This window comes from Streptomyces sp. NPDC038200 (assembly GCF_055600785.1).
On sequence record NZ_JBVJYH010000018.1, the window covers coordinates 33558 to 57968 of the forward strand.

The 24411-nt window shown below is 73.3% G+C and carries 22 protein-coding genes; 5 read left to right on the forward strand and 17 right to left on the reverse strand.

What is annotated here, in order from left to right; genetic code table 11:
• Positions 1–186 precede the first annotated feature (186 nt).
• From ACZ7KF_RS30365 to ACZ7KF_RS30375, 3 genes are all read left to right on the forward strand, one after another.
• Positions 187–1002, forward strand: a complete 816-nt coding sequence (locus ACZ7KF_RS30365; protein ID WP_471082306.1) for a universal stress protein — start codon at positions 187–189, stop codon at positions 1000–1002.
• A 30-nt stretch (positions 1003–1032) separates the two neighbouring features.
• Positions 1033–2022, forward strand: a complete 990-nt coding sequence (locus ACZ7KF_RS30370) for an Acg family FMN-binding oxidoreductase (protein WP_471081931.1) — start codon at positions 1033–1035, stop codon at positions 2020–2022.
• Positions 2023–2191: 169 nt separating this feature from the next.
• On the forward strand, positions 2192–3085 hold the full coding sequence (locus tag ACZ7KF_RS30375) for a S1 family peptidase (protein WP_471081933.1): 894 nt from the start codon (positions 2192–2194) through the stop codon (positions 3083–3085).
• Positions 3086–3215: 130 nt separating this feature from the next.
• On the opposite strand, the gene ACZ7KF_RS30380 is transcribed toward ACZ7KF_RS30375, so the two are convergent.
• From ACZ7KF_RS30380 to ACZ7KF_RS30440, 13 genes are all read right to left on the reverse strand, one after another.
• Positions 3216–4163: an L-tyrosine/L-tryptophan isonitrile synthase family protein gene (locus ACZ7KF_RS30380; protein ID WP_471081936.1), complete on the reverse strand. Its 948-nt coding sequence runs from the start codon at positions 4161–4163 to the stop codon at positions 3216–3218.
• Positions 4164–4379: 216 nt separating this feature from the next.
• A complete protein-coding gene (locus ACZ7KF_RS30385; protein WP_471081939.1) occupies positions 4380–5654 on the reverse strand; it encodes a cytochrome P450 family protein in 1275 nt (424 codons plus the stop codon).
• A gap of 12 nt (positions 5655–5666) precedes the next feature.
• Positions 5667–7493 (reverse strand): asparagine synthase (glutamine-hydrolyzing), encoded by a 1827-nt coding sequence (asnB, locus tag ACZ7KF_RS30390; RefSeq protein WP_471081942.1) that lies wholly within the window; start codon positions 7491–7493, stop codon positions 5667–5669.
• Between the two features lie 16 nt (positions 7494–7509).
• Entirely contained in the window at positions 7510–8937 is a 1428-nt protein-coding gene (locus ACZ7KF_RS30395; RefSeq protein ID WP_471081945.1) for an MFS transporter, read from the reverse strand.
• 294 nt (positions 8938–9231) lie between these two features.
• On the reverse strand, positions 9232–10110 hold the full coding sequence (locus ACZ7KF_RS30400) for an ABC transporter ATP-binding protein (RefSeq protein WP_471081948.1): 879 nt from the start codon (positions 10108–10110) through the stop codon (positions 9232–9234).
• A complete protein-coding gene (locus ACZ7KF_RS30405) occupies positions 10107–11177 on the reverse strand; it encodes a FecCD family ABC transporter permease (protein ID WP_471082309.1) in 1071 nt (356 codons plus the stop codon). Before ACZ7KF_RS30405 ends, ACZ7KF_RS30400 begins: the two co-directional genes overlap by 4 nt.
• A 5-nt stretch (positions 11178–11182) precedes the next feature.
• Complete coding sequence (locus ACZ7KF_RS30410; RefSeq protein WP_471081951.1) at positions 11183–12244, reverse strand: ABC transporter substrate-binding protein; 1062 nt, start codon at positions 12242–12244, stop codon at positions 11183–11185.
• Positions 12245–12435: 191 nt separating this feature from the next.
• Positions 12436–13050: a sigma-70 family RNA polymerase sigma factor gene (locus ACZ7KF_RS30415; RefSeq protein ID WP_471081954.1), complete on the reverse strand. Its 615-nt coding sequence runs from the start codon at positions 13048–13050 to the stop codon at positions 12436–12438.
• A 168-nt stretch (positions 13051–13218) separates the two neighbouring features.
• Entirely contained in the window at positions 13219–13977 is a 759-nt protein-coding gene (locus ACZ7KF_RS30420; RefSeq protein WP_471081957.1) for a hypothetical protein, read from the reverse strand.
• Positions 13978–14122: 145 nt separating this feature from the next.
• Entirely contained in the window at positions 14123–14644 is a 522-nt protein-coding gene (locus ACZ7KF_RS30425) for a copper chaperone PCu(A)C (protein WP_471081960.1), read from the reverse strand.
• Positions 14641–16896 (reverse strand): heavy metal translocating P-type ATPase, encoded by a 2256-nt coding sequence (locus ACZ7KF_RS30430; protein WP_471081963.1) that lies wholly within the window; start codon positions 16894–16896, stop codon positions 14641–14643. The genes ACZ7KF_RS30425 and ACZ7KF_RS30430 overlap by 4 nt, the downstream gene beginning before the upstream one ends.
• Entirely contained in the window at positions 16896–17132 is a 237-nt protein-coding gene (locus tag ACZ7KF_RS30435) for a hypothetical protein (RefSeq protein WP_471081966.1), read from the reverse strand. Before ACZ7KF_RS30435 ends, ACZ7KF_RS30430 begins: the two co-directional genes overlap by 1 nt.
• A gap of 256 nt (positions 17133–17388) precedes the next feature.
• Positions 17389–18036: a superoxide dismutase gene (locus tag ACZ7KF_RS30440; RefSeq protein ID WP_471081969.1), complete on the reverse strand. Its 648-nt coding sequence runs from the start codon at positions 18034–18036 to the stop codon at positions 17389–17391.
• Positions 18037–18466: 430 nt separating this feature from the next.
• Between ACZ7KF_RS30440 and ACZ7KF_RS30445 the strand changes: the two genes are divergently transcribed.
• A complete protein-coding gene (locus tag ACZ7KF_RS30445) occupies positions 18467–19138 on the forward strand; it encodes a precorrin-8X methylmutase (protein WP_471081972.1) in 672 nt (223 codons plus the stop codon).
• A gap of 254 nt (positions 19139–19392) precedes the next feature.
• Here the strand turns inward: ACZ7KF_RS30445 and ACZ7KF_RS30450 are convergent, their stop codons facing one another.
• On the reverse strand, positions 19393–20154 hold the full coding sequence (locus tag ACZ7KF_RS30450; protein ID WP_471081975.1) for a cobalt-precorrin-6A reductase: 762 nt from the start codon (positions 20152–20154) through the stop codon (positions 19393–19395).
• 42 nt (positions 20155–20196) lie between these two features.
• On the opposite strand from ACZ7KF_RS30450, the gene ACZ7KF_RS30455 reads away from it, so the two are divergent.
• Complete coding sequence (locus ACZ7KF_RS30455; RefSeq protein ID WP_471081978.1) at positions 20197–21348, forward strand: cobalt-precorrin-5B (C(1))-methyltransferase; 1152 nt, start codon at positions 20197–20199, stop codon at positions 21346–21348.
• An 8-nt stretch (positions 21349–21356) separates the two neighbouring features.
• On the opposite strand, the gene ACZ7KF_RS30460 is transcribed toward ACZ7KF_RS30455, so the two are convergent.
• From ACZ7KF_RS30460 to ACZ7KF_RS30470, 3 genes are read right to left on the reverse strand one after another with little or no spacing between them, the layout of a single operon-like run.
• Positions 21357–22355: an ABC transporter substrate-binding protein gene (locus ACZ7KF_RS30460; RefSeq protein ID WP_471081981.1), complete on the reverse strand. Its 999-nt coding sequence runs from the start codon at positions 22353–22355 to the stop codon at positions 21357–21359.
• Positions 22356–22364: 9 nt separating this feature from the next.
• A complete protein-coding gene (locus ACZ7KF_RS30465) occupies positions 22365–23132 on the reverse strand; it encodes an ABC transporter ATP-binding protein (RefSeq protein WP_471081984.1) in 768 nt (255 codons plus the stop codon).
• A 2-nt stretch (positions 23133–23134) separates the two neighbouring features.
• Positions 23135–24190 carry a FecCD family ABC transporter permease gene (locus ACZ7KF_RS30470; RefSeq protein ID WP_471081987.1) on the reverse strand — a complete coding sequence of 352 codons (1056 nt, stop codon included), beginning with the start codon at positions 24188–24190 and terminating at the stop codon, positions 23135–23137.
• Positions 24191–24411: the final 221 nt, after the last annotated feature.

Genomic DNA, 24411 nt, shown 5'->3' on the forward strand with positions numbered 1-24411 from the left:
ACCAATGGCCCATGGCAGGCCGCCGGGGCACCGCTTTCCATGGAATCGGTGGCGGCGCTGCCTCGCGCCACCGTGAGGAGGCGAGGGCGATGAACGCTCCCGCATCGATGACCGGAGGCGACCGTGCCCCGGCCCGGTGACCGCCGGCCGATCGTGGTGGGCGTCGATCCTGATCCCGCCCGCCGGATGGCACTGGCCTGGGCTGCCGACGAGGCCGACCGCCGTCGGCTGCCGTTGCGCCCGGTCCATGTGGAGGGGGTGCCCACCCGGGGCTACCGGAGACGGGAGGTCCCGCCGTCGTGGGAGGAGTGGAACGAGGCGCTCCACAAGGCCGGGAGGCAGGTGCTGGAGGGGGCGATGGACTTCGCCGCGGCCCGGCATCCGCGGCTCGACATGGAGTCCCTGCTCGCGGAGGGTGATCCGGTGTGGGTGCTGCGCGAGCAGAGTCGCGACGCCGCCGCCGTCGTGCTGGGATCACGGCACCTGAACCGGCGGCAGGAGGTGTTCGGCTCCGCGTCGGTCGCCCTGCCGCTCATGGCCCACACGCACTGTCCCCTGGTGGTCGTTCCCGAGTCCGAGCACATCACACAGGAGCCCCCGTACTACGTCGTCGGCGTCGACGGCAGTGAGCAGTCCGGCGCAGCGGTCGATGTGGCGTTCGAGGAAGCGGCCCTGCGCGGCGCCGGGTTGCGGGCCCTGCTCGTCTGGGAGCCCGGGCCGTTCAAGATCTTCGATGAGCACGAGCCGCGACAGGAGTGCCGCCGGCTGCTCTCCGAGATCGTCGCGGGCCGGCGCGCGGACCACCCCGAGGTGGACCTGCACCACGAGGTGCTGGTCGGCCATCCCGTTCACGTCCTCGCCGACGCCGCGGCGCACGCACTGGGCCTGGTCGTGGGGACCCGAGGCCGTGGCGGCTTCACCGGGATGCTGCTGGGCTCGGTCAGCCAGGGCGTGCTGCGCTACGCCCGCTGTCCCGTCATCGCCGTCCCGACCCGTGGGTGAGCCGCCGAACCGGCCCGAAGGGAAGCCACCGTGACCGCAGAACCTCTCGACGTGAACGCCGTGACCGCGCTCGTGGCGGACGCCGCCGCGGCGCCCTCGCTGCACAACGCGCAGCCCTGGTCCTTCCGCTATCTGCGCGACGTCGGCGTCCTGCGCCTGTACGCGGACCTGGAACGGGCGCTTCCGCGAACCGACCCCGAGAACCGCGGACTGCACGTGGGATGTGGTGCCGCCCTGCTCAACCTGCGCGTGGCCGCCGCGGCGGCGGGGCTGGCGCCGATCGTCCGCGTACTGCCCGAACCGGCCTTCCCCGAGCTCCTCGCCGAGGTGCACCTGCTCGGGGCGGGTACACCCGACGGCGCGCTCGCCGAGCTGGGCTCCGCGATCCGTCGCCGTCACTCCAGCCGCATGCCCTTCCGCGACGAGGCGATCTCCGCCGCCACGGTGGACAGGCTGTGCGAGGCGGCCCGCGCGGAGGGCGCCCAGTTGACGTTCCCGGGTGCCTGGCATGTGCGGTCGATCCTGGAGTTGGTGCAGGACGCCGAGGGCAGGGAGACACGCTCGCCGGAGATGCGCGAGGAGACGGCCCGGTGGACGCGTACGGAGCCGGCCGGTGTCGGCGGGGCGACCGACGGCATCTCCGCCGAGGCGCTGGGTCCTCGGCAGCGCGGTGCCTCGGCCCCGGTCCGTGACTTCGCGAGGGACCGTGCGATGCCCGGGCGTGGCTGGGCGCCGTTCGAGAAGAACCCGAACATCGCTCTGCTGGGCACGGCGTACGACGAGCCGGTGGACTGGCTGAGTGCCGGTCAGGCGCTGGAGCGGGTCCTGCTCCGGGCCACCGCGGACGGACTGGTCGCCTCGGTCACCTCCCAACCGCTGGAGTGGCCGGAGTTCCGGTGGGCCGTCCGGGATCCCGTGTCCGCCATGGGGCATGTCCAGATGGTGATCCGGATCGGTTACGGCCCGGTAGGTCCCGCGAGCCCCCGGCGGCCGGTGACCGATCTGCTCGACGTCCTCTGACCGGTACGGCCTCCCTCCGTGCCGACGGGTGTCTCGGGAACCTCCCTCCGCAAGATCCCCTCTGACAGGGCGGTATGCCACCGCCGGCTCAGTTCCGTGTCGTCCGGCCCGACCGAACGCCTCGGGAGTGTCCGCCGTGGTGGCACTTCGGAGATTGGAGACACCCCCCATGCGTCTTTCCCTTGCCCACAGAACCGCGCCCCGCCGCATCGCCTCCCTGGCGATCGCCGCCGGTGCGGTGCTCGGGCTCGTCGGTACGTCCACCGGGGCGGCCGGCGCGGCGACACCGGCGCACCCCGCCCGCCCGGACAGCCCCGTCATCGGCGGCACCGAGAAGCCCGTGGGCTCGTATCCGTTCATGGCGGCGCTGCTGACCAAGGGCCGGGGCAACCCGCAGGACCGGCAGTTCTGCGGCGGCAGCCTGCTGGACTCGAACGTCGTCATGACGGCCGCCCACTGCGTCGTCGATGTACAGCCCAAGCAGCTCGAGACGGTCGTCGGCCGCACCGTGCTGTCCAAGAAGAACCAGGGCCGGCTGCGCAACGTCATCGACGTCGTCGTCCACCCCCGCTACGCCAGGGGCCAGGAGGCGTACGACATGGCGTTCCTGTTGCTGGACAAGCCCGTCACCGGTACCGCGCCGGTCAACCTGCCGACCGCCGGCACGGACGCGCTCATCCGCCCGGGTGCCAAGGCCACGGTCATCGGCTGGGGCAACACCGACACGGAGGTGCCGCGGTACCCGGACCGGCTGCGAGCGGTGGACGTCCCGATCGTCTCGCACATCGAGTGCAAGGCGTCCTACCCGGGCTACGACAAGAAGGTCAACGTCTGCGCGGGGGTCGAGGGCAAGGACTCCTGCCAGGGGGACAGCGGCGGACCGATGTTCCGCAAGCTGCCGGGCCGCCGCGGGGTCTACCAGGTGGGCATCGTGTCGTACGGCGACGGCTGCGCGGCGCAGGGAGCGCCGGGCGTGTACACGTACACCGGTTCGGCCAAGCTGTGGGACACACTGGGCGAGTCCGCCAAGGGCAGGAAGCTGAAGCAACTGCTCGGCCGCTGATCCGGTGAGGGGATGCCCTGTCACTGATGTCCCGCGTCGACAGGGCATCCCGTCGGGGCCGGCAGGAGCGGCCTCGTCGCCGGCTGCCGCGCACCCGGAGGGGGTGACCGGGGCAGGACACCGTCCCGGTTCAGGCCGCCCCGTGCTGCTCGAAGTGACTGTCCCGGCCGCCCTGCCGCACCAGCCGGCCGACCCGGGCCGCCCGTCTCCGGGGCATGAGGGTCCAGGTGCCGTCGGCTCGGCGCAGGGCGGCGGAGTGCCAGGGAGTGGTCCAGGCGTCCGGCGCGCGGAGGAGCCGGATGCCGAATTTGGGCGCCCCGACGGGCTGGGGGTGGATGGACAGGCGTACGGCGTGGGGGTGGTGCTCGGCGATCAGATCGCCCCAGGCGCGACTGCGCTGTATGACGCCGTAGGCGCGCTGCCGGCATGCGCGCTGGAGGGCGGAGCGGGTGCCGGCCCAGTCGGCGGTGTCCTCGACGAGGAAGCGGGTGATGCCCCGGTAGAGGGCGAGAGCCTGCTCGTCGGCACGGAACTCGGCGCGCAGGGCCTCCACCGTCGGGGCGTGGCGGGCGTGCAGGCGGGCGCGTTTGGTGTCGTGCGGGAGGTCGCCGAGCATGTCGCGCAGGTCGAGGACGGACAGTCTGTCCAGGCCCGACCGGTCCATCTGCAGGCGCAGTTCGTCGGCGTAGGCGTCGATGTGGTGGTCGGGGACGCCGATGAGGTCGCCGAAGACGTGGCCGTCGGAACAGATGATCACGTGTGCGCCGGGTGGATAGATCCGCTCGATGTCGGTGCACAGGCTGTTCAGGAAGCTCAGGGAGAGGCGTTCGCCCTGGTCGGGGAGGCGGCCGAGGACCTTGGCGGGGTTGGGGGACTTGCACGGGAAGGCGGGGAGGGTGAAGACGACGGGGGCGCCGTCCCGTACGAACTCGTTGATGCGGCGCAGCTGATGGGGGAACGCTTCCGGAAGAGCGGGAGCGCGATCGGGGTCCGGGGTGCGGTGATGGGGCAGGAGCAGGTTCAGGATCTCGGCGCCGATACGGGTGGGGGCGGTGTCCGGCGCGGTCGTCAGTGGCATGCCGTTCCTCCAGGAGTACGAGGGCACGTGGACATGGCGCCGTGGCGGGACTCGGGCCAGGCGCCGGGGTCGGTGGGAGCGGGACGGCCGGGCGGCTCCGTCGGTGTGGCCGCCCCCGGTCGGCGGGACCTCGGTGTCAGAGACGTCGGTCGAAGCCGGTCGGCGGGACCTCGGTGTCAGAGACGTCGGTCGTAGCCCGTCGGCGGGACCTCGGTGTCAGAGGCGTCGGTCGTAGTCGACCGGCAGGCGGCGGGTGCCGCGGCCGAGGACCGCCGGGATCCACTCGATGTCCTCGTCCCGGACGGCGAGGCGCAGACCGGGCAGCCGGGCGAGCAGGGTGCCGAGGGCGATCTGGAGTTCGGCCCGGGCGAGTGCCGCGCCGGGGCAGAAGTGGATCCCGTGACCGAAGGCGAGGTGGGGGTTGGGACTGCGGTCGAAGTCGAGGGTGTCGGGGGCGGAGAAGCGGCGCGGGTCACGGTTGGCGGCACACAGCGAGACGATCACCGAGTCCCCGGCCGGTATCCGGGTGCCGTGCAGGTCACTGTCCTGGTCGAAGAAGCGCCAGGTGGTGAGTTCGAAGGCGCTGTCGTGGCGCAGGAGTTCCTCGACCGCGCGGGGCAGCAGTCCTGGCTCGTCGCGCAGCCGGGCGAGCTGGTCCGGGTGGCGGAACAGGGCGACCAGGGCCGTGGTGATCTGGTTGGTGACCGGTTCCTGGCCCGCTACGAGGAGCTGGAAGATCATCGAGTCCAGTTCCTCCTGGGACAGTTCACGGCGGTCGCGCGCGGCGACGAGGCCGCTGAGCAGGTCGTCGTCGCCGTGCTCTCGCTTGTGGGTGACGACGGCGGCGATGTAGCTCTGCAGTCCGCGCAGCCGGGCCTCGTAGAGAGGGCGTCCGGGGTCGGTGGGGCCGACCGGCTGCACGACCTTGCCCCAGTCCCGGTCGAAGCGCGCCGCCAGTTCCTCCGGGAGGCCGATGACTTCCGCCAGGACCTGGAAGGGGAAGTGGGCGGCGAAGCCGGTGACGAGGTCGGCGGGGCCGCTCTCGGGCAGGGCGTCGACCAGCGCGTCCGCCCGTTCCTGGAAGCGGGGGCGCAGGCTCTCGATCCGGCGCGGGGTGAAGGCGTCGGTGACCAGGCCCCGCATGCGGGTGTGCCGGGGCGGGTCCTGGTGGAGGAGGTGGACCTGGAGCTGGGAGTGCTGCGGTTCGGGCATGATCGAGGCACGGGCTCGCCAGCGGTCGTTGCCCCGGTCGTGGTTCTTGCCCAGGCGTTCGTCGTTCAGGGCGGAGTGCGCGGCGTCGTAGCCGGTGACGAGCCAGGCCCGTACGCCGCTGGGGAAGAGGACGCGGTGGACCGGGCCCGCCTCGCGCATCCGGTCGTACAGGGGGTAGGGGTCGGCCTTGTAGGGGCAGCCCGTCAGCGGGACGGGATCGGGCAGGGCGTCGGGATCGGCGGCGGAATCGGCGGCGGGCAGCGGTTCCCGGAGGGTCATGGGCGTGGCTCCTCAGAGGGCGAGTTCGGGCTGGTAGTGGTCCAGCCACAGGGCGAGGTCGACGACGCGTTCGAGGCGCAGCCGATGGCCCCACTCCAGTCGGTCGGGCGGGGTGTCGAGGCAGGGCTTGATGCGGGTCTCGTCGGCCAGGGCGCGGACCCGCTCGGTGGCCAGGGCGTCGCGGGCCATGTCCTGCAGGCCGCGGTTGTAGTCGGGGTGGTGGGTGGCCGGATAGTGGTTCTTGGGGCGGTGCAGGACCGACTCCGGAGCGAGGCCGGCGCCCATCGCACGCAGGAGGCTCTTCTCGCGGCCGTCGAAGCTCTTCAGCGCCCAGGGTGTGCTGAAGGCGTACTCGACGAGCCGGTGGTCGCAGTACGGGACGCGCACCTCCAGGCCCTGCGCCATGCTCAACCGGTCCTTGCGGTGCAGGAGCTGACGCAGCCAGCGGGTCAGGGACAGGTGCTGCATCTCGCGCTGCCGGTGTTCGGCAGGGCTCTCGTCGTCGAGGTGGGGCACGGCGGCCAGCGCGCCGCGGTACGTGTCGTCGCGGAACTCCGCGATGCGCAGGTCGAGTTCGGGGTTCAGGGGCATGGCGGCCTCGTCGCCCGTCACCAGCAGCCACGGGAAGGTCTGCGCGGCCAGTGCCCTGGGACGGTGGAACCAGGGGTAACCGCCGAAGACCTCGTCGGCCGCCTCGCCGGACAGGGCCACGGTGGAGTGCCGGCGTATCTCGCCGAGCAGCAGGTACAGCGAGGTGTCCATGTCGCCCACGCCGATGGGCGAGTCACGGGCCACGACGACCGCGCTGCGGTGCTCGGGGTCGAGCAGTTCGCGCGGGTCCAGGACGACGGTGCTGTGCGCCGTGCCGATGAAGGCGCCGGCCTCCGCGGCGTACGGCGTGTCGTGGCCGGTGCGCAGGACGTCTCCGGTGAACCGCTCGGCCTGGTCGCTGTAGTCGACGGCGTACGAACGGATCCTCGCCTCCCCGCCTTCCCGCACCCGGAGTTCGTCGGCGAGCAGTGCGGTCAGGACGGTGGAGTCGATGCCTCCGGACAGCAGGCTGCACAGCGGGACGTCCGCTTCGAGCCGGCTGCGCGCCGCCGCGCCGACCAGCGCACGGATCCGGTCCACCGTCGTCTCCCGGTCGTCGGTGTGGTCGCGGACCTCCAGCTGCCAGTAGCGGCGTTCCCGGACTCCGTCCCGGTCGAGGATCAGCAGGCCACCGGGCTCGACCTCCCGTACTCCGGACCACACCGTCGGCCCGGTGTTGAACAGCAGGCTGTACGCCTCCCGCAGCCCGTCGGCGTCCACGCGGGGCCGTATCTCCGGATGCGCGAAGAGCGCCTTGGGTTCGGAGGCGAAGGCGAGGCCGCCGTCGACGGGCGCCCAGAACAGTGGTTTGACGCCGAGCCGGTCACGGACCAGCAGCAGTCGCCCGGCGCGCTCGTCCCAGACGGCGAAGGCGAACATGCCCTCCAGGTGCTCGGCGAGGTCCTCGCCCCACTCCGCGTAGGCCCGCAGCACCACCTCGGTGTCGCTGCGCGTGCGGAAGACATGACCGCGGGCGCGCAACTCGGCCCGCAGCTCGTGGTGGTTGTAGACCTCGCCGCTGTAGGTGAGCACGACGTCCGGCCGGTCGGGGCGGTCCGTCATCGGCTGCGCGCCGCCGGCCAGGTCGATGACGGCCAGGCGCCGGTGGCCGATCGCGGCGCGCTCGCCCAGCCAGACGCCTCCGGCGTCGGGGCCGCGGCGGGTCAGGGCGGCGGTCATGGCCTCGATGGCCGGGGCCTGGGTGCGGGCGTCGTGGTGGAAGGACGCCCAGCCGGTGATTCCGCACATGGGAAGGACTCCTCGGTCAGGGGCGGGGGGCGGCGGGTGCCGCGTCGGTGGACTTCCGGTGCGCGCACGCGGGACCGTGTGCGCGGAGTGCGAGCAGGGGTACGGCGAGACAGGCGGCGACGGCCGCGAGGGCCAGCCCGGCCGTCGCGCCGCTGTCGCCTCCGGCCGGGGCCCAGGCCGCGGTGGCCAGGGCCGGGCCGAGGGTGAAGCCGAGACCGCGGGCCAGTTGAACCGAAGAGCCCACGGTTGCCGTGCGGTCGGGTGGTGCGGCGCCCATGACCAGGGCCTGGGTGGGGCCGCCCTGCAAGCCCATGCCGATGCCGGCCACCGCCAGCCGCCAGGCCACGGACCACGGGGACCAGTCGCCCTCCAGCGGGACGAGGAGGAGCAGGCCGGCGGCGGTGAGGGCGGCGCCGCCGACCGCCACCGGCCGGGGCCCGCACCGGTCGGCCAGGCGACCGCCGACCGGTCCGGCCAGCCCCATGCCGAGAGGGAAGGCGAGCACGGTCAGCCCGGTCGTGGTGGCGCTGACGCCGTCATCGCGCTGGAGGTGCAGGGCGACGACGTAGTGCATCGCGGCGAACCCTGCCGCCGACGCCAGCACCGCCGCATGTGCCGGGAACAGGCCCGTCGCCCGCAGGACGCCGATCACCGGACGGCCGCCCGGTCCGCGCAGCCACCACCACAACGGCGGCACGGCGGCAAGCGCGAGCACCGCCCACCCCGGGCTTCTCGACGCGGTGGTCAGCGCGAGCAGCAGGGCGGCCACTCCCGAGCCCACCAGCAGGGCTTCCGCCGTGGTCCGGCGGTCGGGGCGGCGCAGGCCGCCGTCCGCGGGCATCGCCCGCCACGCCGCGACCAGGGCGAGCAGGCAGAAAGGGAGCTTGACCAGGAAGACGGAGCGCCAGCCCAGGTGGTCCAGCAGCAGCCCGCCGACGGCCGGGCCGGTCACGGCGCCCAGCGGGCCCAGCGTCGCGGGCACGCTCATGGCCCGGCCGCGCCGTTCCGGCCGTACGGCACGCAGGGCGAGCACGGGCATCAGGACGAAGAGCACGGCCCCGAAGGCGCCCTGCGCGAGGCGGGCGGCGATCAGCCAGGCCGACCAGGGTGCGGCGGCGGCCAGCGCGCTGCACAGGCCGAATCCGGCGGTCGCGGTCAGTACGGCGGAGCGTGCTCCGACGCCGTCCAGCCAGCGGCCGACCGGCAACAGCAGGGCCACCACGGGCAGTTGATAGGCCAGGACCGCCCACTGGGCGGTCGCGGCGGAGACGTGCAGTCCGGTGGCGATGTCCGCCAGGGCCACGTTGACGATGTTCATGTCGAGCATCGCCACGAACGACAGCAGGCCGGCCACGGCGACGAGCAGCCACCGGTCCTCGCCGACAGGTGTCTCGCCGACGGATACGTGGCCGGGCTGTTGCGAACCGGGACTGTGGCGTGTCACCGTTGCCGCCCCTCTGAGGTCGTAAGTGCGCTGCCGGGACGGCAGCCTCGTCCCACAAGTCGGGACTGATCGCGGGTGAGTTCCCGGGCGCGCCCGGAAATCGGGGCGGGCCCGGCAGGGGGTGTCCGCGACGGCCGGTCGCGGACCGTCGCTCGCGGCGGCCGGTCACTGCGGCCGGTCACGACGATCGGTCACTGCGGCCGGTGGCCGGTCACTGCGGCCGGTCGTGCCAGTCGGTCGCGGCGGCCGCCGCGTGGTCGGGCAGGGTTCGCCCGTCGTCCTGCCCGACCGTGGTCAGCCGCGCGCGCCGGTCTCCGACGCCACGGTCGTCGGCGCCTGATCCGTTGGTGCTGGATCCTTTGGTGTCTGATCCGTCGGCGCGTGGTCCGTCGGCGCGGGGTGCGTCGGCGTCCGGTGGTCGAAGGCGATCAGCGGGTCACCGGTGAGGGGATGGTCGACGACAGCAGCCCGCACCGCGAACACCTCGGCCATCAAGCCGGGGGTCAGGACTTCGCGCGGCGTGCCGGAGGCGACGACCGATCCGGCGTGCAGGACGTGGAGGCGGTCGCAGACGGACGCGGCGGCGTTGAGGTCGTGCAGCGACACCAGGGTCGTACGGCGTCGGTCCCGCAGCAGGGCGAGCAGCTCGACCTGGTGACGGATGTCGAGGTGGTTGGTCGGCTCGTCCAGCACCAGGACGTCCGGTTCCTGCGCGAACGCCCGTGCCAGCAGGACGCGTTGACGTTCGCCGCCGGACAGGGCCGTGAAGCGGCGCCCGGCCTGCTCGGCCATGCCGACATCGGCGAGTGCCCGCGCGACGATGTCCCGGTCGGCGGCGTCCTCCCCGGCGAAGGCCCGTTTGTAGGGCGTGCGGCCCATCGCGACGACCTCGCGCACGGTCAGTTCGAAGTCGCTCCCCCGCTCCTGGGGCAGGGCCGCCACGTGCCGCGCCGACCGGGCCGGGGTCAGCTCGCCCAGGTCGGTGCCGGCGAGCAGGACGCGCCCGGCGGTGGGCTTCAGGTGCCGGTAGACGGTGCGCAGGAGCGTGGACTTGCCGCTGCCGTTCGGGCCGACCAGGCCCGTGATCTCCCCTTCGGCGGCGACCAGGTGGGCGCCCGCCACGACCGTACGGCCGGCGTAGGCGACGTGCAGGTCCTCGATGTCGATCCTCAACTGCCGCTCCCCAGGCGCCGGTCCAGCAGATACAGCAGGGCCGGAGCCCCGAGCAGCGAGGTGACCACTCCCACCGGCAGCTCCTGGGCGTCCATGGCCGTACGGCAGACGATGTCGACCACCACCAGCAGCACCGCTCCGAACAGCGCCGAGACCGGCAGCAGACGGCGGTGGTCGCCGCCGACGACCAGGCGGCAGGCGTGCGGCACCATCAGCGCGACGAAGGCGATCGCGCCGGAGACCGCCACCAGGACCCCGGTGAGCACGCTGGTGACGGTGAACAGCTCACGGCGCAGCCGGGTGACGTCGACGCCGAGCGCGGCGGCCGTCTCGTCGCCCATCAGCAGGGCGTTGAGGCCCCGGGCGCGCGCCTGGAGCCACAGCGCGGCGAGCGGTACGGCCGTCGCGGGCACCGCGAGCAGTTCCCAGGTGGCTCCGCCGAGACTGCCCATCAGCCAGAACAGGACGCTGTGGGTCTGTTGCTCGTCGCCGGTCCGCAACACCAGGTAGCTGGTGAACCCGGACAGGAACTGGCCGATCGCGACTCCCGCCAGCACCAGCCGCAGCGGCGCGAATCCCCCGCCTCGCCGGGCCACCGTCCATACCAGCGCGAAGGTGGCCAGCGCCCCGGCGAAGGCCGCGCCGGACAGTCCCAGCCCCAGCGCCCCGCCGGCACCGAGACCGAGCACGATCGCCGCGACCGCGCCGAGGGAGGCTCCGTTGGAGATGCCCAGCAGGTAGGGGTCGGCCAGCGGGTTGCGCACCAGCGCCTGCACCGCGGTCCCGACGAGCCCGAGGCCCGCCCCCACCAGGGCGGCGAGCAGGGCGCGCGGGACGCGCAGTTGCCAGACGATGAGGTCGTCCGTGCCCGGGCGCGGCGCCTCGCCGGAAAGCCGCCGCCACACCACGTTCCCCACCTCGGCGGGCGGGACGGAGGTCGAGCCCCAGGCGACGGCCGCGGTCAGCGTGGCCAGCAGCAGCACGGCCAGGACCGCCGCGAGGGGGCCTGCGGGCAGGCTGCCTCCGGTGTCCGGAGCCGCGGTCTTCCGGCGTACCGGCGTGAACACCACGATCAGCCGACCTTGCCCGGGTAGAGGGTCTTGGCGATCTCCTCGACGGTGTCGGCGTTCCGGACCCCGGCGATGGTGGTCTGCTCGGAGCCGATGCGCAGGAAGTGGCCCTTCTCGACCGCCTTCAGCCCCTTGGTGGCGGGGTTGGACCTCAGCCACTGCTCGGCCTCGTCGAACGCCTTCTTGTTCGCCGCCTCGCTGCCCCGGTCGCGGACTCCGAGCTGGATCCAGTCCGGGTTCTTGGCGAGGACGTCCTCCCAGCCGACCTGCCGGAAGTCTCCGTCGCAGTCGCCGAAGACGTTGCGGGCACCGGCCAGGGTGATCACGGCGTGGGCGATCTGGCGGTTGCAGGTGACGCTGGGCTGCTTCGTGCCGGCGTCGTAGTCGAAGAAGAAGTACGTGGGCCGCGCGCTCGGCGCCGTTCCGCCGATCGCCTTCCGGACCGCGCCCACCTTGTCCTTCATCCCGGTGACGAGTTCCTTCGCCCGCGCGCTCGTGCCGGTGACCGCGCCGAGGGTGGTGATGTCGTCCTCGACGGCGGACAGGTCGGTCACCGGGCTCTTGCCCTGTGCGGCGCAGGCGGTGGACTTCAGGTAGATGTGCTTGATGCCGGCCGCCTCGAACTCCTCCGCCGTGGGCGCGTCCCCCGCGCCGCCCCCGCCCATGCTCCCCATGGAGGCGAACGTGTCGAGGTACAGGTCGGCGCCGGAGCCGAGCAGCTTCTCCTTCGGGATCACCGTCCGGCTGAGCACCTCGACCTTCCGGGCCTGCGCGTCCAGCCCGCCGGGCAGGGTCCCCTTGCCGGGCGGGAAGCCCGTGCCGGCCACCTTGTCCCCGGCGCCGAGGCGCAGCAGCAGCTCCAGGCCGGAGGCGTTGCTGGTGACGATCCTCTTCGGGGTGCCGGAGAAGGTGGTCCTGGTGCCCATGCAGTCGGTGACGGACACCGGGTTCCTCCCGGCCTGCCCCCCGCTCCCGTCCGAGCCCTTCTCCCCGCCGCCGCAGCCCGTCACCAGCAGGCCGCCCAGGACGACGGCCGCCGTGCCGCCCCACCTACGAGAACGCATCTGAAGAACTCCCGGAATCACTCGGTACGCGGGCGAACGTCCGTCACCCGCTCCAGAAGTCGGACCGGACACCGTCCGAGTTCCCGGGCAGTCGGCGGCACGGCTCGGGAGCATTCCTGCTGGCAGCGGAGCGGCGGGATCCACGGCAGGCGCGGAGTGCCTCCTCTCGGCACCGGCACCCTCCCGGGGCCTCAGGCCGCCACGGCGGCGGGGCGTTCCGCCTGGTCCAGCAGGTCCATCAGGGTCGCGCGGGCTCGGGCCACGCGGGAGCGGACCGTACCGATCGGGCAGTCGCTGACCTCGGCCGCCTCCGCGTAGGGCAGGCCGAGCAGTTGCGTGAGGACGAACGCCTCCCGCCGATCGACGGGCAGCGAGGCCAGCAGATCCAGCAGTGCGATGCCGTCGTCGAAGCCGGGCAGGTCGCACGGCTGGGCGAGTTCGACGGCCACCTGCCAGTCCGGTACGTCCGACAGACGCGGGCGGGCGGCGGCGTAGCGGTAGCTGTCGATCACCGCGCGGCGGGCGATGGAGAGCAGCCACGCCCGGGCCGAGGAGCGCCCCTCGAACCGGTGCAGGCTGCCGAGCGCGCGCAGGAACGTGTCCTGGGCCAGATCGTCCGCCGCCTGGGGGTCGCCGCACAGATGGGCGACATAGCGCTGGACGTCTCGGTGCAGGGCGCCCACGAAGTGCTCGACCGCGTCCGTGTCACCGCCCCGGGCGGCCAGCGCCCATGCGGTGATCGAGTCGTCGGGGGCTGCCGTAATGCCGCTCTTTGCGCGCGACGTGGGCAGGGCAGAGGTAGTCACGTGGTGTCCTTCTCGGGTCAACCGTGGTCCGGGCCGGGGCGCGACAAGGCGCCGCCGGTCCGGTGAAGTGGGAAGTCGGCCCCACGTCGCCGTGGCGTCACCACGCCGGTGCGGTCGTACGGCCGTGACCCGAGGCGCAGTCGGGCGGCCTCGGGAATCCAGCTGTCGTCAGGCGACAGCGGTTTCCGCGGGCGGCCCCCGAGAAGTGATCGCGTGGACGAGGAGGAGAAGACGCGGCGCCCGGTCCGAGCGGCACCGCCGCGTGGGGACGCGCGGGCGGTCCGGGGTGGCGGGCGGGGCCAGCAGCAGCCGCAGCGGGGCGGCCAGCCATCCGGCCGCGGTCCGCAGGACACGGAACGCGGCCTTCTCCCCGTGGGCCAGCCACAGCCCGCACAGCACCGCGGCGAGCAGGTGGGCGGCGAGCATGCCGAGCGACGACATGCCGCCGTCCATGGAGTGCCCCAAGTCCCCCAAGTCCCCCATGTGCCCCGTGTGGCTCATGTGGCCCGCGCTGAGGTGCTGCGTGGGCGTGGAGCCCATGTCCAGGGCACCCCTCCCCGTCGAGCCCATGTCCATGGAACCCATGCCGCCCCTGTGCGTGCCGCCCACGTCCGTCGCGGCCGAGCCCGCGGACGCGGCGGACGTCGACTGGACGGACGTCGACGCGGCGGACGTCGACTGGGCGTAGGAGAAAGCCTCGTGCAGCGCCGTCTGGGCGACGACCACGGCCGTCACGATCAACGGCAGCCCGCGCTCCCGCCCCGCCAGGCACCAGCCCGCGGCAGCGGTCACGGCGAATCCGGCGGCCGGCGCCCACGCGGGGACGTCACTGCCGGACATCAGGACGTGGCCCAGGGCGGCGAGCAGCACGCACATGGCCGCGAACACCGCGGCCCGTGTCGTGCGGGCACACCGCCCTGCCGTCATGGCGCCTCCTCCTCGCATCCGGGCTTCGGTCGTCGTGGGTGGGTACGGACATCCCCCGGCCACCGCACTCGTTCCCGAGCCCGTGCTCCGGGATCACGGCGGCGCGCCCCTCAAGGATCCGGCGGGCTACGACGTCGGCACCTGATCAGGCGGCTCGGCCGCCGGGGCGGACCACCACCGCGAACGTCTCGACCGGCGCGCTGCGTTCGAAGCGGAGGGTGAAGGGCACGAGGTCGCCCGCCTGCCAGCCGGCCCCGGCCCGCAGGACGACGTCCACGCCGTGCGGGGACATGGCCAGCCGGCCGCCCGCCGGTACGGCGGCCGAGGTCACGTCCGCTTTGTAGGCGGCTCCGCCGGCGGTGACGCGGTGGCGGCTGAGCCCGATCCCGCCTCGCGTGGCGGACGAGGTCACCTCGATCAGCCGGTCGTCCGCCCCGCCGTGATTGGCGACGTCGAAGAACGCGGCGGTCTCCGTGCTGTCGCCGTACGGCAGGAGGACCCGTCCGGACGAGACGGCGATCCTCGGCGGGCTGCCCGCCTTGCCCGACCCCGCCCAGGTCGTCAGCCCGCCCAGCGCGAGACCGCACGCGGCCACGGGGGCGACAGCGGCGAGCAGGGTGTCGGTGAGTCGGCGGCGCGACGGCCGCCAGGGGTTGCGCGTGGTCATCGCGTGCGCCTCCGGGCGGGCGTGGGTCGCCAGGCGCGCAGCCGCAGGCTGTTGCCGACCACCAGCAGCGAACTGGCCGACATGGCGGCCGCGGCGAGCATCGGGGTGAGCAGGCCGACCATGGCGAGCGGCACGGTGACGACGTTGTAGCCGAAGGCCCACAGGAGGTTGGCGCGGATGGTGCCCAGCGTGCGCCGCGCGAGCCGGACCGCGTCCGCCAGGGCTTCGATGTCGCCGCGCACCAGTGTCACATCGGCCGCCCCGATGGCCACGTCGGTGCCGCTGCCCATGGCGATGCCGAGGTCGGCGCCGGCGAGCGCGGCGGCGTCGTTGACTCCGTCGCCGATGACCGCGACCCGGTGTCCGTGCTCCTGAAGGTCCCGTACGAGGCCGGCCTTGTCCTCGGGGGCGCAGCGGGCGTGCACCTCGTCGATGCCCAGGGCCGATGCCACGGCCCGCGCGGGCGCCTTCCGGTCGCCCGTGGCGAGCACCGGTCGCACGCCGAGGCGCCGCAGCCGGTCCACGGCCCGGTAGCTGCCGGGGCGTACGACGTCGCCGACCTCGATCAGGGCCTCGGCCACCCCGTCCACACGGACCACGACGGGTGTGTGCGCGGCACCGTCGGCCACGAGCACGGCGTCCGAGAGGACCGGGGGCAGGTCGCCGTCCGGCGCGAGGATCTCCACGAGTCGCCCCTCGACCCGGCCGCGTACTCCCCGGCCCGGCCGCGCGCCGAACTCGCTCACCTCCGGCAACGGCCGGCCGGCCGCCACTCGTTGCGCGTATGCGGTGACGGCCCGGCCCAGCGGGTGTTCGGACGCCCGCTCGACCGCGCCGGCCAGCCGCAGCACCGCCTCCGTCCCCAGGCCGCCGGGAACGACCGTGACCCGGGCGACGGTCATGTGGCCCGAAGTGAGCGTGCCGGTCTTGTCGAGCACGACCGTGTCGATGTGCCGCAGCCCCTCCAGCGCCTGCGGGCCACTGACGAGGACACCCAGCTGGGCCCCCCGCCCGGTCGCGGCCATCAGCGCGGTCGGCGTCGCCAGGCCCAGCGCGCAGGGACAGGCCACCACCAGGACGGCCACGCACGCCGTGACGGCGGCCTGCGGTTCCGCTCCGGCACCGAGCCAGAACCCGAGCGCCGTGACGGCCAGTGTCAGCACGACGGGGACGAAGAATCCCGCCACGGTGTCGGCCAGCCGCTGCGCGCGTGCCTTGCCGGCCTGTGCCTCGGTCACCAGGCGGGTGATCCGGGCGAGCCGTGTGTCGGCTCCGACGGCCGTGGCCTCGACCAGCAGCAGCCCGCCGGCGTTGACGGCCCCGCCGACCACCGCCGAGCCCGGCCCGACCTCGGCCGGCTCGCTCTCCCCGGTGACCAGGGACATGTCCACCGCGGAACTGCCCTCGACCACTTCGCCGTCGGTGGCCACCCGTTCTCCGGGCCGTACGACGAAGATCTGCCCGGCGGTCAGCTGCTCGACGGGCAGGAGCCGTTCGGAGCCGTCTTCGCGGACCGTCACCTCTTTGACCACGAGTTGCGCCAGCGCTTCGAGGGCCGCGCCCGTGCCGCGCCGGGCGCGGGCCTCCAGGAACCGCCCGGCCAGGACGAACAACGGCACGCCGACGGCTGCTTCGAGATAGAGGTGCGCGGCGCCGTCCGAGGCCGACGGGACGAGCGAGAAGGGCATCCGCGTCCCCGGCTCTCCGGCGCCTCCGAGGAACAGGGCGTACGCCGACCAGGAGAACGAGGCCACCACGCCCAGTGACACCAGGGTGTCCATGGTCGCCGCCGAGTGCCGCAGCCCGCGTGCCGCCCGCTCGTGGAACGGCCACGCACCCCATACGGCGACCGGCGCGGCCAGCGCGAAGCACAGCCACTGCCAGTTGCGGAACTGCAGGGCGGGCGTCATGGACAGCACGAGCACCGGCACCGCGAGCAGGGCCGTGACCAGGAGCCGGTCCCGCTCCCGCCGCGTGGCCTCGGTTGCGCCGCCGGCCCCGGGCCGCAGCTTCCTGGGCGGTTCGGGCAGCGCGGCCGTGTAGCCGGCCTGCTCCACCGTCGCGACGAGTTCCGCGGGACTGATCCGCGCCGGATGACTGACCCGGGCCCGTCCCGTGGCCAGATTGACGCTGGCCGTCACCCCGTCCAGCCCGGCGAGCTTCTTCTCGACCCGTCGCACGCAGGCCGCGCAGGTCATTCCGCCGACGGTGAGATCGGTCGTCACCAGGTCGAGCGTGGTGTCCGCGCCCATCAGTGACCCGCCCCGTGCATGTCCCCCATGTCGCCGCCCCCGCCGGGATCGCCGTCACCCCGGCTCGTGCCGGTGCCGTGCACGCCGGGCGCCACGGGACCGGCGGCGGCTCCCACGGCGTACGACACCGTGAACACCAGGGCCAGCAGAAGGAGGAAGCCGCACAGGGCGGGCGGAGGCATCAGCTTCCGCAGCACGGCTCCCGCGCCGAAGGAGGATTGCCAGGACTCGTCCATCAACCGCGTCTCCAGATCACGTCGTACGGAGTCGCTCGGATCGATCCGTACCGCTTCAGGAGTCGGGGCCGGGGAGGGTCCAGTTCCGCGGGACTCGTATGGCGCCCCTCACATGCGGGGCAGCGGTCCGTGCGTGTCCCGGCGGGGCGGAAGGCTCCCGCGAGGACGTCCTCGCGGGAGCCTTCCGCCGCGCTGTCCGCCCGTGAGAGGTGAGAAGACGGTCACGAGGCAGGACGCGCTCGGGTGTGCTACGGCCTCACGGCTTGAGCAGCAGGCTGTCGCCGCGCTCCTTGGCGGCGGCGTAGCGCTTGGCCACGTCCTGCCAGTTGACGACGGCCCACATGGCCTCGATGAAGTCCACCTTCTGGTTCTTGTACTGGAGGTAGAAGGCGTGCTCCCAGGCGTCGAAGACCAGGACGGGGGTGGAGCCCTGGCCGACGTTGCCCTGGTGGTCGTAGACCTGCTCCACGATCAGGCGGCCGCTCAGCGGCTCGTAGGCGAGGACCCCCCACCCCGAGCCCTGGGTGGTGGCCGCGGCCTTGGACAGCTGGGCCTTGAAGCCGGCGAAGGAGCCGAAGGACTCGGTGATGGCGTCCGCCAGGTCGCCGACGCCGTCCTGGGCCAGGGGCTCGCCGCCGCCGTCCTTCGGGCCGGTCATGTTCTGCCAGTAGATGCTGTGCAGGATGTGCCCGGAGAGGTGGAAGGCCAGGTTCTTCTCCAGCCCGTTGATCGAGCCCCACGACTCCTTGTCCCGCGCCTCGGCGAGCTGCTCGATCGTGTCGTTCGCCCCCTTCACGTAGGCGGCGTGGTGCTTGTCGTGGTGCAGCTCGATGATCTCCGGGCTGATCACGGGCGCGAGCGCCGCGTAGTCGTAGGGGAGTTCCGGGAGCGTGTAAAGCGCCATGTCAACGTCCTCCGACGTTATTGCGAGTTGTATGCAGCTGCACGCTAACAGCAAGAACGGTACCTCGCGATCAGGCCTTGGACCTAGGACCCCTCCCCCCTGTCGCGCCGGGGGTGTCGGGGAAGTCCACGGCCCGGGATCCGGGCGCCACGGCGTCGGTTGCGAGCCTCCGTCGGCACGGACGCGGAGCGGAGGGTCCGCCGCGGAGCGCGGCAAGGGCTGTGCGGAGAGCGCGGAACGTACCTCTCTCGTGATCATGGGTATGCTCACCGCCATGCCCACGGCGACCTCTCCTCGATCACCCCGGGCCGCACGTGACCGCGGTGACGCCTGCCCGGGGACGGCCGCGCGGTCCGGAGGGCGGGTGGCGGGTGTCCGGACGCCCCGCGTCGGCGGGCGAGCCGGGCCACCGGGGCCGTGACACCCCCTCATGAACCGTAAGACGACCGAGAGCAGCGAGAAGAGCACCGTGACCCCCCACGTCTACGAGAAGGACGGGGCGGCGATCTACCGCCAGTCCTTCGCCACCATCCGCGCCGAAGCGGACCTCACGGGTCTGCCCGCCGACGTCAGCCAGGTCGCGGTACGCATGATCCACGCCTGCGGAATGGTCGACCTCGTCCACGACCTGGTCCACACGCCGGCGGTGGTGGCCCGCGCCCGCGCGGCCCTGCGCTCCGGCGCCCCGATCTTCTGCGACGTGCAGATGGTGGCCAGCGGCGTGACCCGCAAGCGGCTGCCCGCCGGCAACGACGTGCTCTGCACGCTGTCCGACCCGGCAGTCCCCGAGCTGGCCGCGAGGATGGGGACCACACGGAGCGCCGCCGCGCTGGAGTTGTGGCGCGACCGGCTGGAGGGCGCGGTGGTCGCCGTGGGCAATGCGCCCACCGCTCTCTTCCGCCTGCTGGAGATGATCGAGGAGGGTGCTCCCCGGCCCGCCGCCGTCATCGGCGTCCCGGTCGGCTTCGTCGGCGCGGCCGAGTCCAAGGAGGCCCTGGCCGCGCATCCGTCGGGCCTGGAGCACCTGGTGGTGCGGGGCCGCCGCGGGGGCAGCGCCATCGCCGCGGCAGCGCTCAACGCCATCGCGAGCGAGGAAGAGTGAACGACAAGCCGTACGGGGCCGGTCCCGGGTCCCGGTGACCCCTACCTCATGTCCGTGCGAGCGGTCGGGGCATGGCCCAGACCCACGTGGTCGCGGTCCGCGGCGCCCGGCACGGCCGTTCCGTCGTCCGCTCCGTCGCGGCGAGGCACATCCGCGCCGACCTCGCCGAGGAACCGCTGGTCCACCCGGCAGGACGGGGACGACCGACCGTCCCGGCAGCCGGCCGTGGGCGTGACGCAGGCGCGTCCCCCGGGTCAGCGGTCCGGAGAAGAACCCTGTCCGAGGGTTTCCCGGACCCACCGCGCCCCGCTCTCGGGATCGGGGGCGACGGGCACACCCTCGGGAACCGGTGGCCTGCGGACCATGACCACGGGCAGCCCCGCCTCGCGGGCCGCGGTCAGTTTCGGCGCCGTGGCCGCTCCGCCGCTGTCCTTCGTGACGACGACGTCGATGCGGTGGCGGCGCAGCAGCTCGCGCTCGCCTTCGAGGGTGAAGGGGCCACGGTCGAGCAGCACCTCCATGCGGGACGGGTGCGGAGGCTCGGGTGCGTCGACGGACCGGACGAGGAACCACAGGTCGTCCAGGTCGGCGAAGGCGGCCAGGCCCAGGCGCCCGGTGGTCAGGAAGACACGCCGGCCGAGTGCGGGCAGGGACCGGGCCGCCGCCGCCAGCGAGTCCACCTCGTGCCACCGGTCGCCCTCGACGGGGACCCAGCCGGGCCGGCGCAGGACGAGCAGGGGAACATGGGTGGCAGCAGCGGCCTGTACGGCGTTGAAGCTGATCGTTCCGGCGAAGGGGTGGGTGGCGTCGACGACCGCGTCGATCGTGTGCTCGCGCAGCCACGCCGCCAGTCCCGCTGCCCCGCCGAAGCCGCCGACACGCGTCTCGCCCGGGGGCAGCCGGGGGCCGGCGACACGTCCGGCGAGGGAGCTGGTCAGCTTCAGCCCGGGGGTGCCGTGCAGCAGTCCGGCGAGCCGGCGGGCCTCCGTGGTGCCGCCGAGGATCAGTACGTGCATGGGAGTCCGGGTCCGTTCATGAGGAGCAGTGAGGGTCGAGGCGTGGGCGAGGCGAGCGGTGCGGGCGGGGCGCAGGGTACCGGCCGGGCGAAGGGCGGTCGGCGCGCCCAGTTGGAACACACCGGCCTGCGGCCCGGCTGGACCACCGGTTCCTGCGCGACGGCGGCCACGACGGCCGCGTACACCGCCCTGCTCACCGGCGAGTTTCCCGACCCGGTGACGATCACGCTACCCAAGGGGCAGACCCCGTCGTTCGCGCTGGCCGCCGAGGAGCTGACCGGGGGAACCGCGATGGCGGCAGTGGTGAAGGACGCGGGTGACGATCCTGACGTCACGCACGGCGCGCTCGTCCGGGCCACGGTCCGGCTGCTGCCCGCCGGCAGTGGCGTCGTCTTCAGGGCGGGCCCCGGCGTGGGGACCGTCACCCGGCCCGGACTTCCGTTGCCCGTCGGTGAGGCGGCCGTCAATCCCGTCCCCCGGCGGATGATGAGCGAGCACGTCGCCGAGGTCGCCGCACGCCACGGAGGCGGCGGTGACGTGGAGATCACCGTGTCCGTCGACCACGGTGAGGAGATCGCCCGCTCCACCTGGAACCCGCGGCTCGGGATCCTCGGGGGCCTGTCCGTCCTCGGCACCACGGGCATCGTCGTGCCGTACTCCTGCTCGGCGTGGATCGATTCCATCCGCCGCGGCGTGGACGTCGCCCGGGCGGCGGGGCGGACCCATGTGGCGGGGTGCACGGGGTCGACGTCCGAGAAGACGGTCGTCGCCCGGTACGGTCTGCCCGAGGACGCCCTGCTCGACATGGGCGACTTCGCGGGCGCGGTGCTGAAGTACATCCGCCGGCACCCGGTGGACCGTCTCACGATCTGCGGCGGCTTCGCCAAGATCTCCAAGCTCGCCGTGGGCCATCTCGATCTGCACTCCGGCCGCTCCCAGGTCGACAAGGGTTTCCTCGCCGAACTGGCCCGGCACGGCGGCGCCGACGAGACGCTCGTGGCCGAAGTGGCCGCCGCCAACACCGGTCTCGCCGCGCTCCAGTCCTGCCAGGCCGCCGGAGTACCGCTCGGCGACCTGGTGGCGAGGGCGGCCCGCGACGAGGCGCTGGCCGTCCTGCGGGGAGCGCCGGTCGCCGTGGACGTCATCTGCATCGACCGGGCCGGATCGGTCGTGGGGCGCAGTACGGTCCGGTAGCCGGTGGGTCACCGGTCGCCCGGCACCGTCCGCAGATAGGCGCCGAGCCGGGCGATGGCCGAGGGATTGCGGGGGCTCTCGACCAGGTCGGCGTAGTCCAGGGAGATGATCCGCCGGTGCTTGACGGCGGAGACGCCGCGCAGCGGGGCGTAGGAGAGGAGGAACTCCTTCTTCTGCCGGGCGCTCACGTCTCCGTAGTCGCAGATGACGATGACGTCCGGGTCTCGCTCGACGACGCTCTCCCAGCCGACGGTGGTCCAGGAGTCCGCCACGTCGTGCATGACGTTGACGCCGCCGGCCTCGGTGATGATCTGCTCCGGGGCCGCGTAGCGGCCGGCGGTGAAGGGCGTGTCCCGGCCGCTGTCGTAGAGGAAGACCGCAGGGCGGGCGGCGGACTCGGACGCGTTCGCCCGGACTCCCGCGATCCGCTTCTTGAAGTCGGCGATCAGCGCGGCGGCACGCTTCTCGACGCCGAAGAGCCTGCCGAGGTTGGTGAGGTCGGCGTAGAGGGCGTCCAGGGGCGGCATGATGCCGCGCGAGGACTTCGTACGGCCGTTGTGGCAGGACTCGGTGAGGATGTACGAGGGGATGCCGAGTTTCCTCAGCGCGTCGGGGGTGAAGCCGCTGTCCTCGCGGAAGCCGTAGTTCCAACCGGCGAGGACGAGGTCGGCGCGGGCGTCGAGGACGTTCTCCTTGGTGAGCTGGTCCTTCGACAGCCACTTCACCTTGTCGTAGCCGTCCTTCCACGGCACACCGTCCAGGTCGCCCTTGTCGTCGGGCATGGCGAAGCCGGCCATGCGCTTCTCCAGGCCGAGGGCGAACATCAGTTCCGTGATGCCGACATCGTTGGTGACGACCCGCTCGGGAACCCTGTCGTACGTCACCTTGCGGCCGCAGTTGGTGAGGGTGACCGCCGGGGCCGGGGCGCCCCGGGTCGACTCGACCGTGGCGCCGCAGCCGGTGGCGGTCGTGGCGAGGCAGAGGGCTGCGGCGAGGAGCTTGCGCATGGGCGTCCTTCAGGTGGTGGGCGGAAGCAGGTCGAACAGGAGCTGGACGGCGCCGGTCTCGGGGTGCCGGACGGGATGGGCGCGGACGCCGAACACCTCGGCCAGCAGCGGAGGCCGGAGTACGTCGTGGGGCGGCCCGGAGGCGACGATCCGGCCGCCCGAGATGACGTACAGGACGTCGCAGTGGGCGGCGGCGAGGTTGAGGTCGTGCAGCGCGGCCAGTACGGTCAGGCCGCTGTCGCGGACCAGGGACAGGACGTCCAACTGGTGTGCGATGTCGAGGTGGTTGGTGGGTTCGTCGAGGACCAGGACCCGAGGCTGCTGGGCCAGGGCGCGGGCGATGAGGACGCGCTGCCTCTCGCCGCCGGACAGGCTGAGGAACCCGCGGTCGGCGAGGTGGCTGACGCCCGTGCGTTCCATCGCCCGAGCGCAGGTGTCCCGGTCCGAGGCGGCCGTGCGGCCCCGGTGCGGCAGCCTTCCCATGGCGACCACTTCGGCGGCGGTGAAGTCGAACTCGGCCGAGGACTCCTGCGGCAGCGCGGCCAGCACACGGGCGGTGGCTCGCGGCTTCATGGCGTGCAGGTCCTCGCCGTCCAGGCGTACGGTTCCGCCGGCCGGCCGCAGGGCCCGGTACAGGGAGCGCAGCAGGGTCGATTTGCCGCTGCCGTTGGGGCCGACGAGTCCGACGAACGCCCCGTCGTCCACGGTGAGCCGGATGTGTTCGACCAGACGGATGCCGGCCGCCTCGATCGTGACGTCGTCGATGTCGAGCCGCATGCTCAACGCCCTCCGAACGCGTAGCCGCCCCGCCGCATCAGCAGCAGGAACGCGGGCACCCCGACCACCGCGGTGATCACGCCGACCGGCAGTTCAGCCGGGGCGAACAGCAGTCGGGACACCACGTCCGCCCACACCAGCAGCACGGCTCCCGCGAGCGGAGCCACGGTCAGTACCCGTCGGTGGCCGGCACCGACCAGCATCCGTACGACGTGCGGCACCATCAGTCCGACGAATCCGATGGCCCCGCTGACCGCGACGACGGTGCCGGTGACGGCCGCGGTGACGAGGAACAGCTCCCGGCGCAGCAGCGCGGGCCGGACGCCGAGCGCGGCCGAGGTCTCGTCCCCCATCGCCAGCGCGTCGAGGGCTTCGGCGCGCCGGCGCAGCCAGGCCCAGCCCGCCGTCACGGTGACCGCGGCGAGCGGCACCTGGGCCCAGGTGGCGCCGCCCAGGCTGCCCAGCAGCCACATCATCGCCGACCGGGCCGCCTCGCCCCTGGCCGCGCCGAACACCATGACGGTCGTGACGGCCTCGAAGCCGTACGCCAGTGCCGTACCCGTCAGGATCAGCCGCAGCGGCGTCAGACCCCGCGGTGAGCGGGCCACGGTGTACACCAGGGCCATGGCCGCGAGTGCCGAGGCGAACGCCGAGGCCGACAGCGCCCACACCCCGAGCCCGGCGAACGCGCCGAGGAGGATGACGGCGTTGGCACCGACCGCGGCGCCCGAGGAGATGCCCAGGACGAACGGGTCGGCCAGCGCGTTGCGGACCATCGCCTGCACGGCCACACCGACGGCCGCGAGTCCCGCGCCGACCACGGCGGCGAGCAGCACGCGCGGCAGCCGGATCTCCCAGACGATGGTGTAGGCGGCCGCGTCCCGCTCGTGCACGGTGGCGCCGGTGAGTCCTGCCCACAGGAAGCGCAGCACATCGGCCCAGCCGATCCCGGCGGCGCCGAGCCCGACACCGCACGCGAGCGACAGCAGGAGCAGCAGTCCCAGCGCGAGGCTGAGCGGCAGCACGGGTATGCGGCTGGGAGCCGTACTTCGGCGCACGGGAGGGGCCGTCCTTCACACACGGGCCGCCTGCTGGACGTCGAGCAGGAGACAGCCCGCGCGGCCGTGCCGGCCACCCGGTCCCCTCTCGCAGTCCACGGCGAGCAGTCAGCGGGTCGATACGCCCCCGCAGGCGATCGGGCTCGCGCGACGGCCCTCGGACGGGTCGCCGCGCACACCGTTGCGGGTCAGCGCCGGACTCTCACCGGACTTCCCCCACG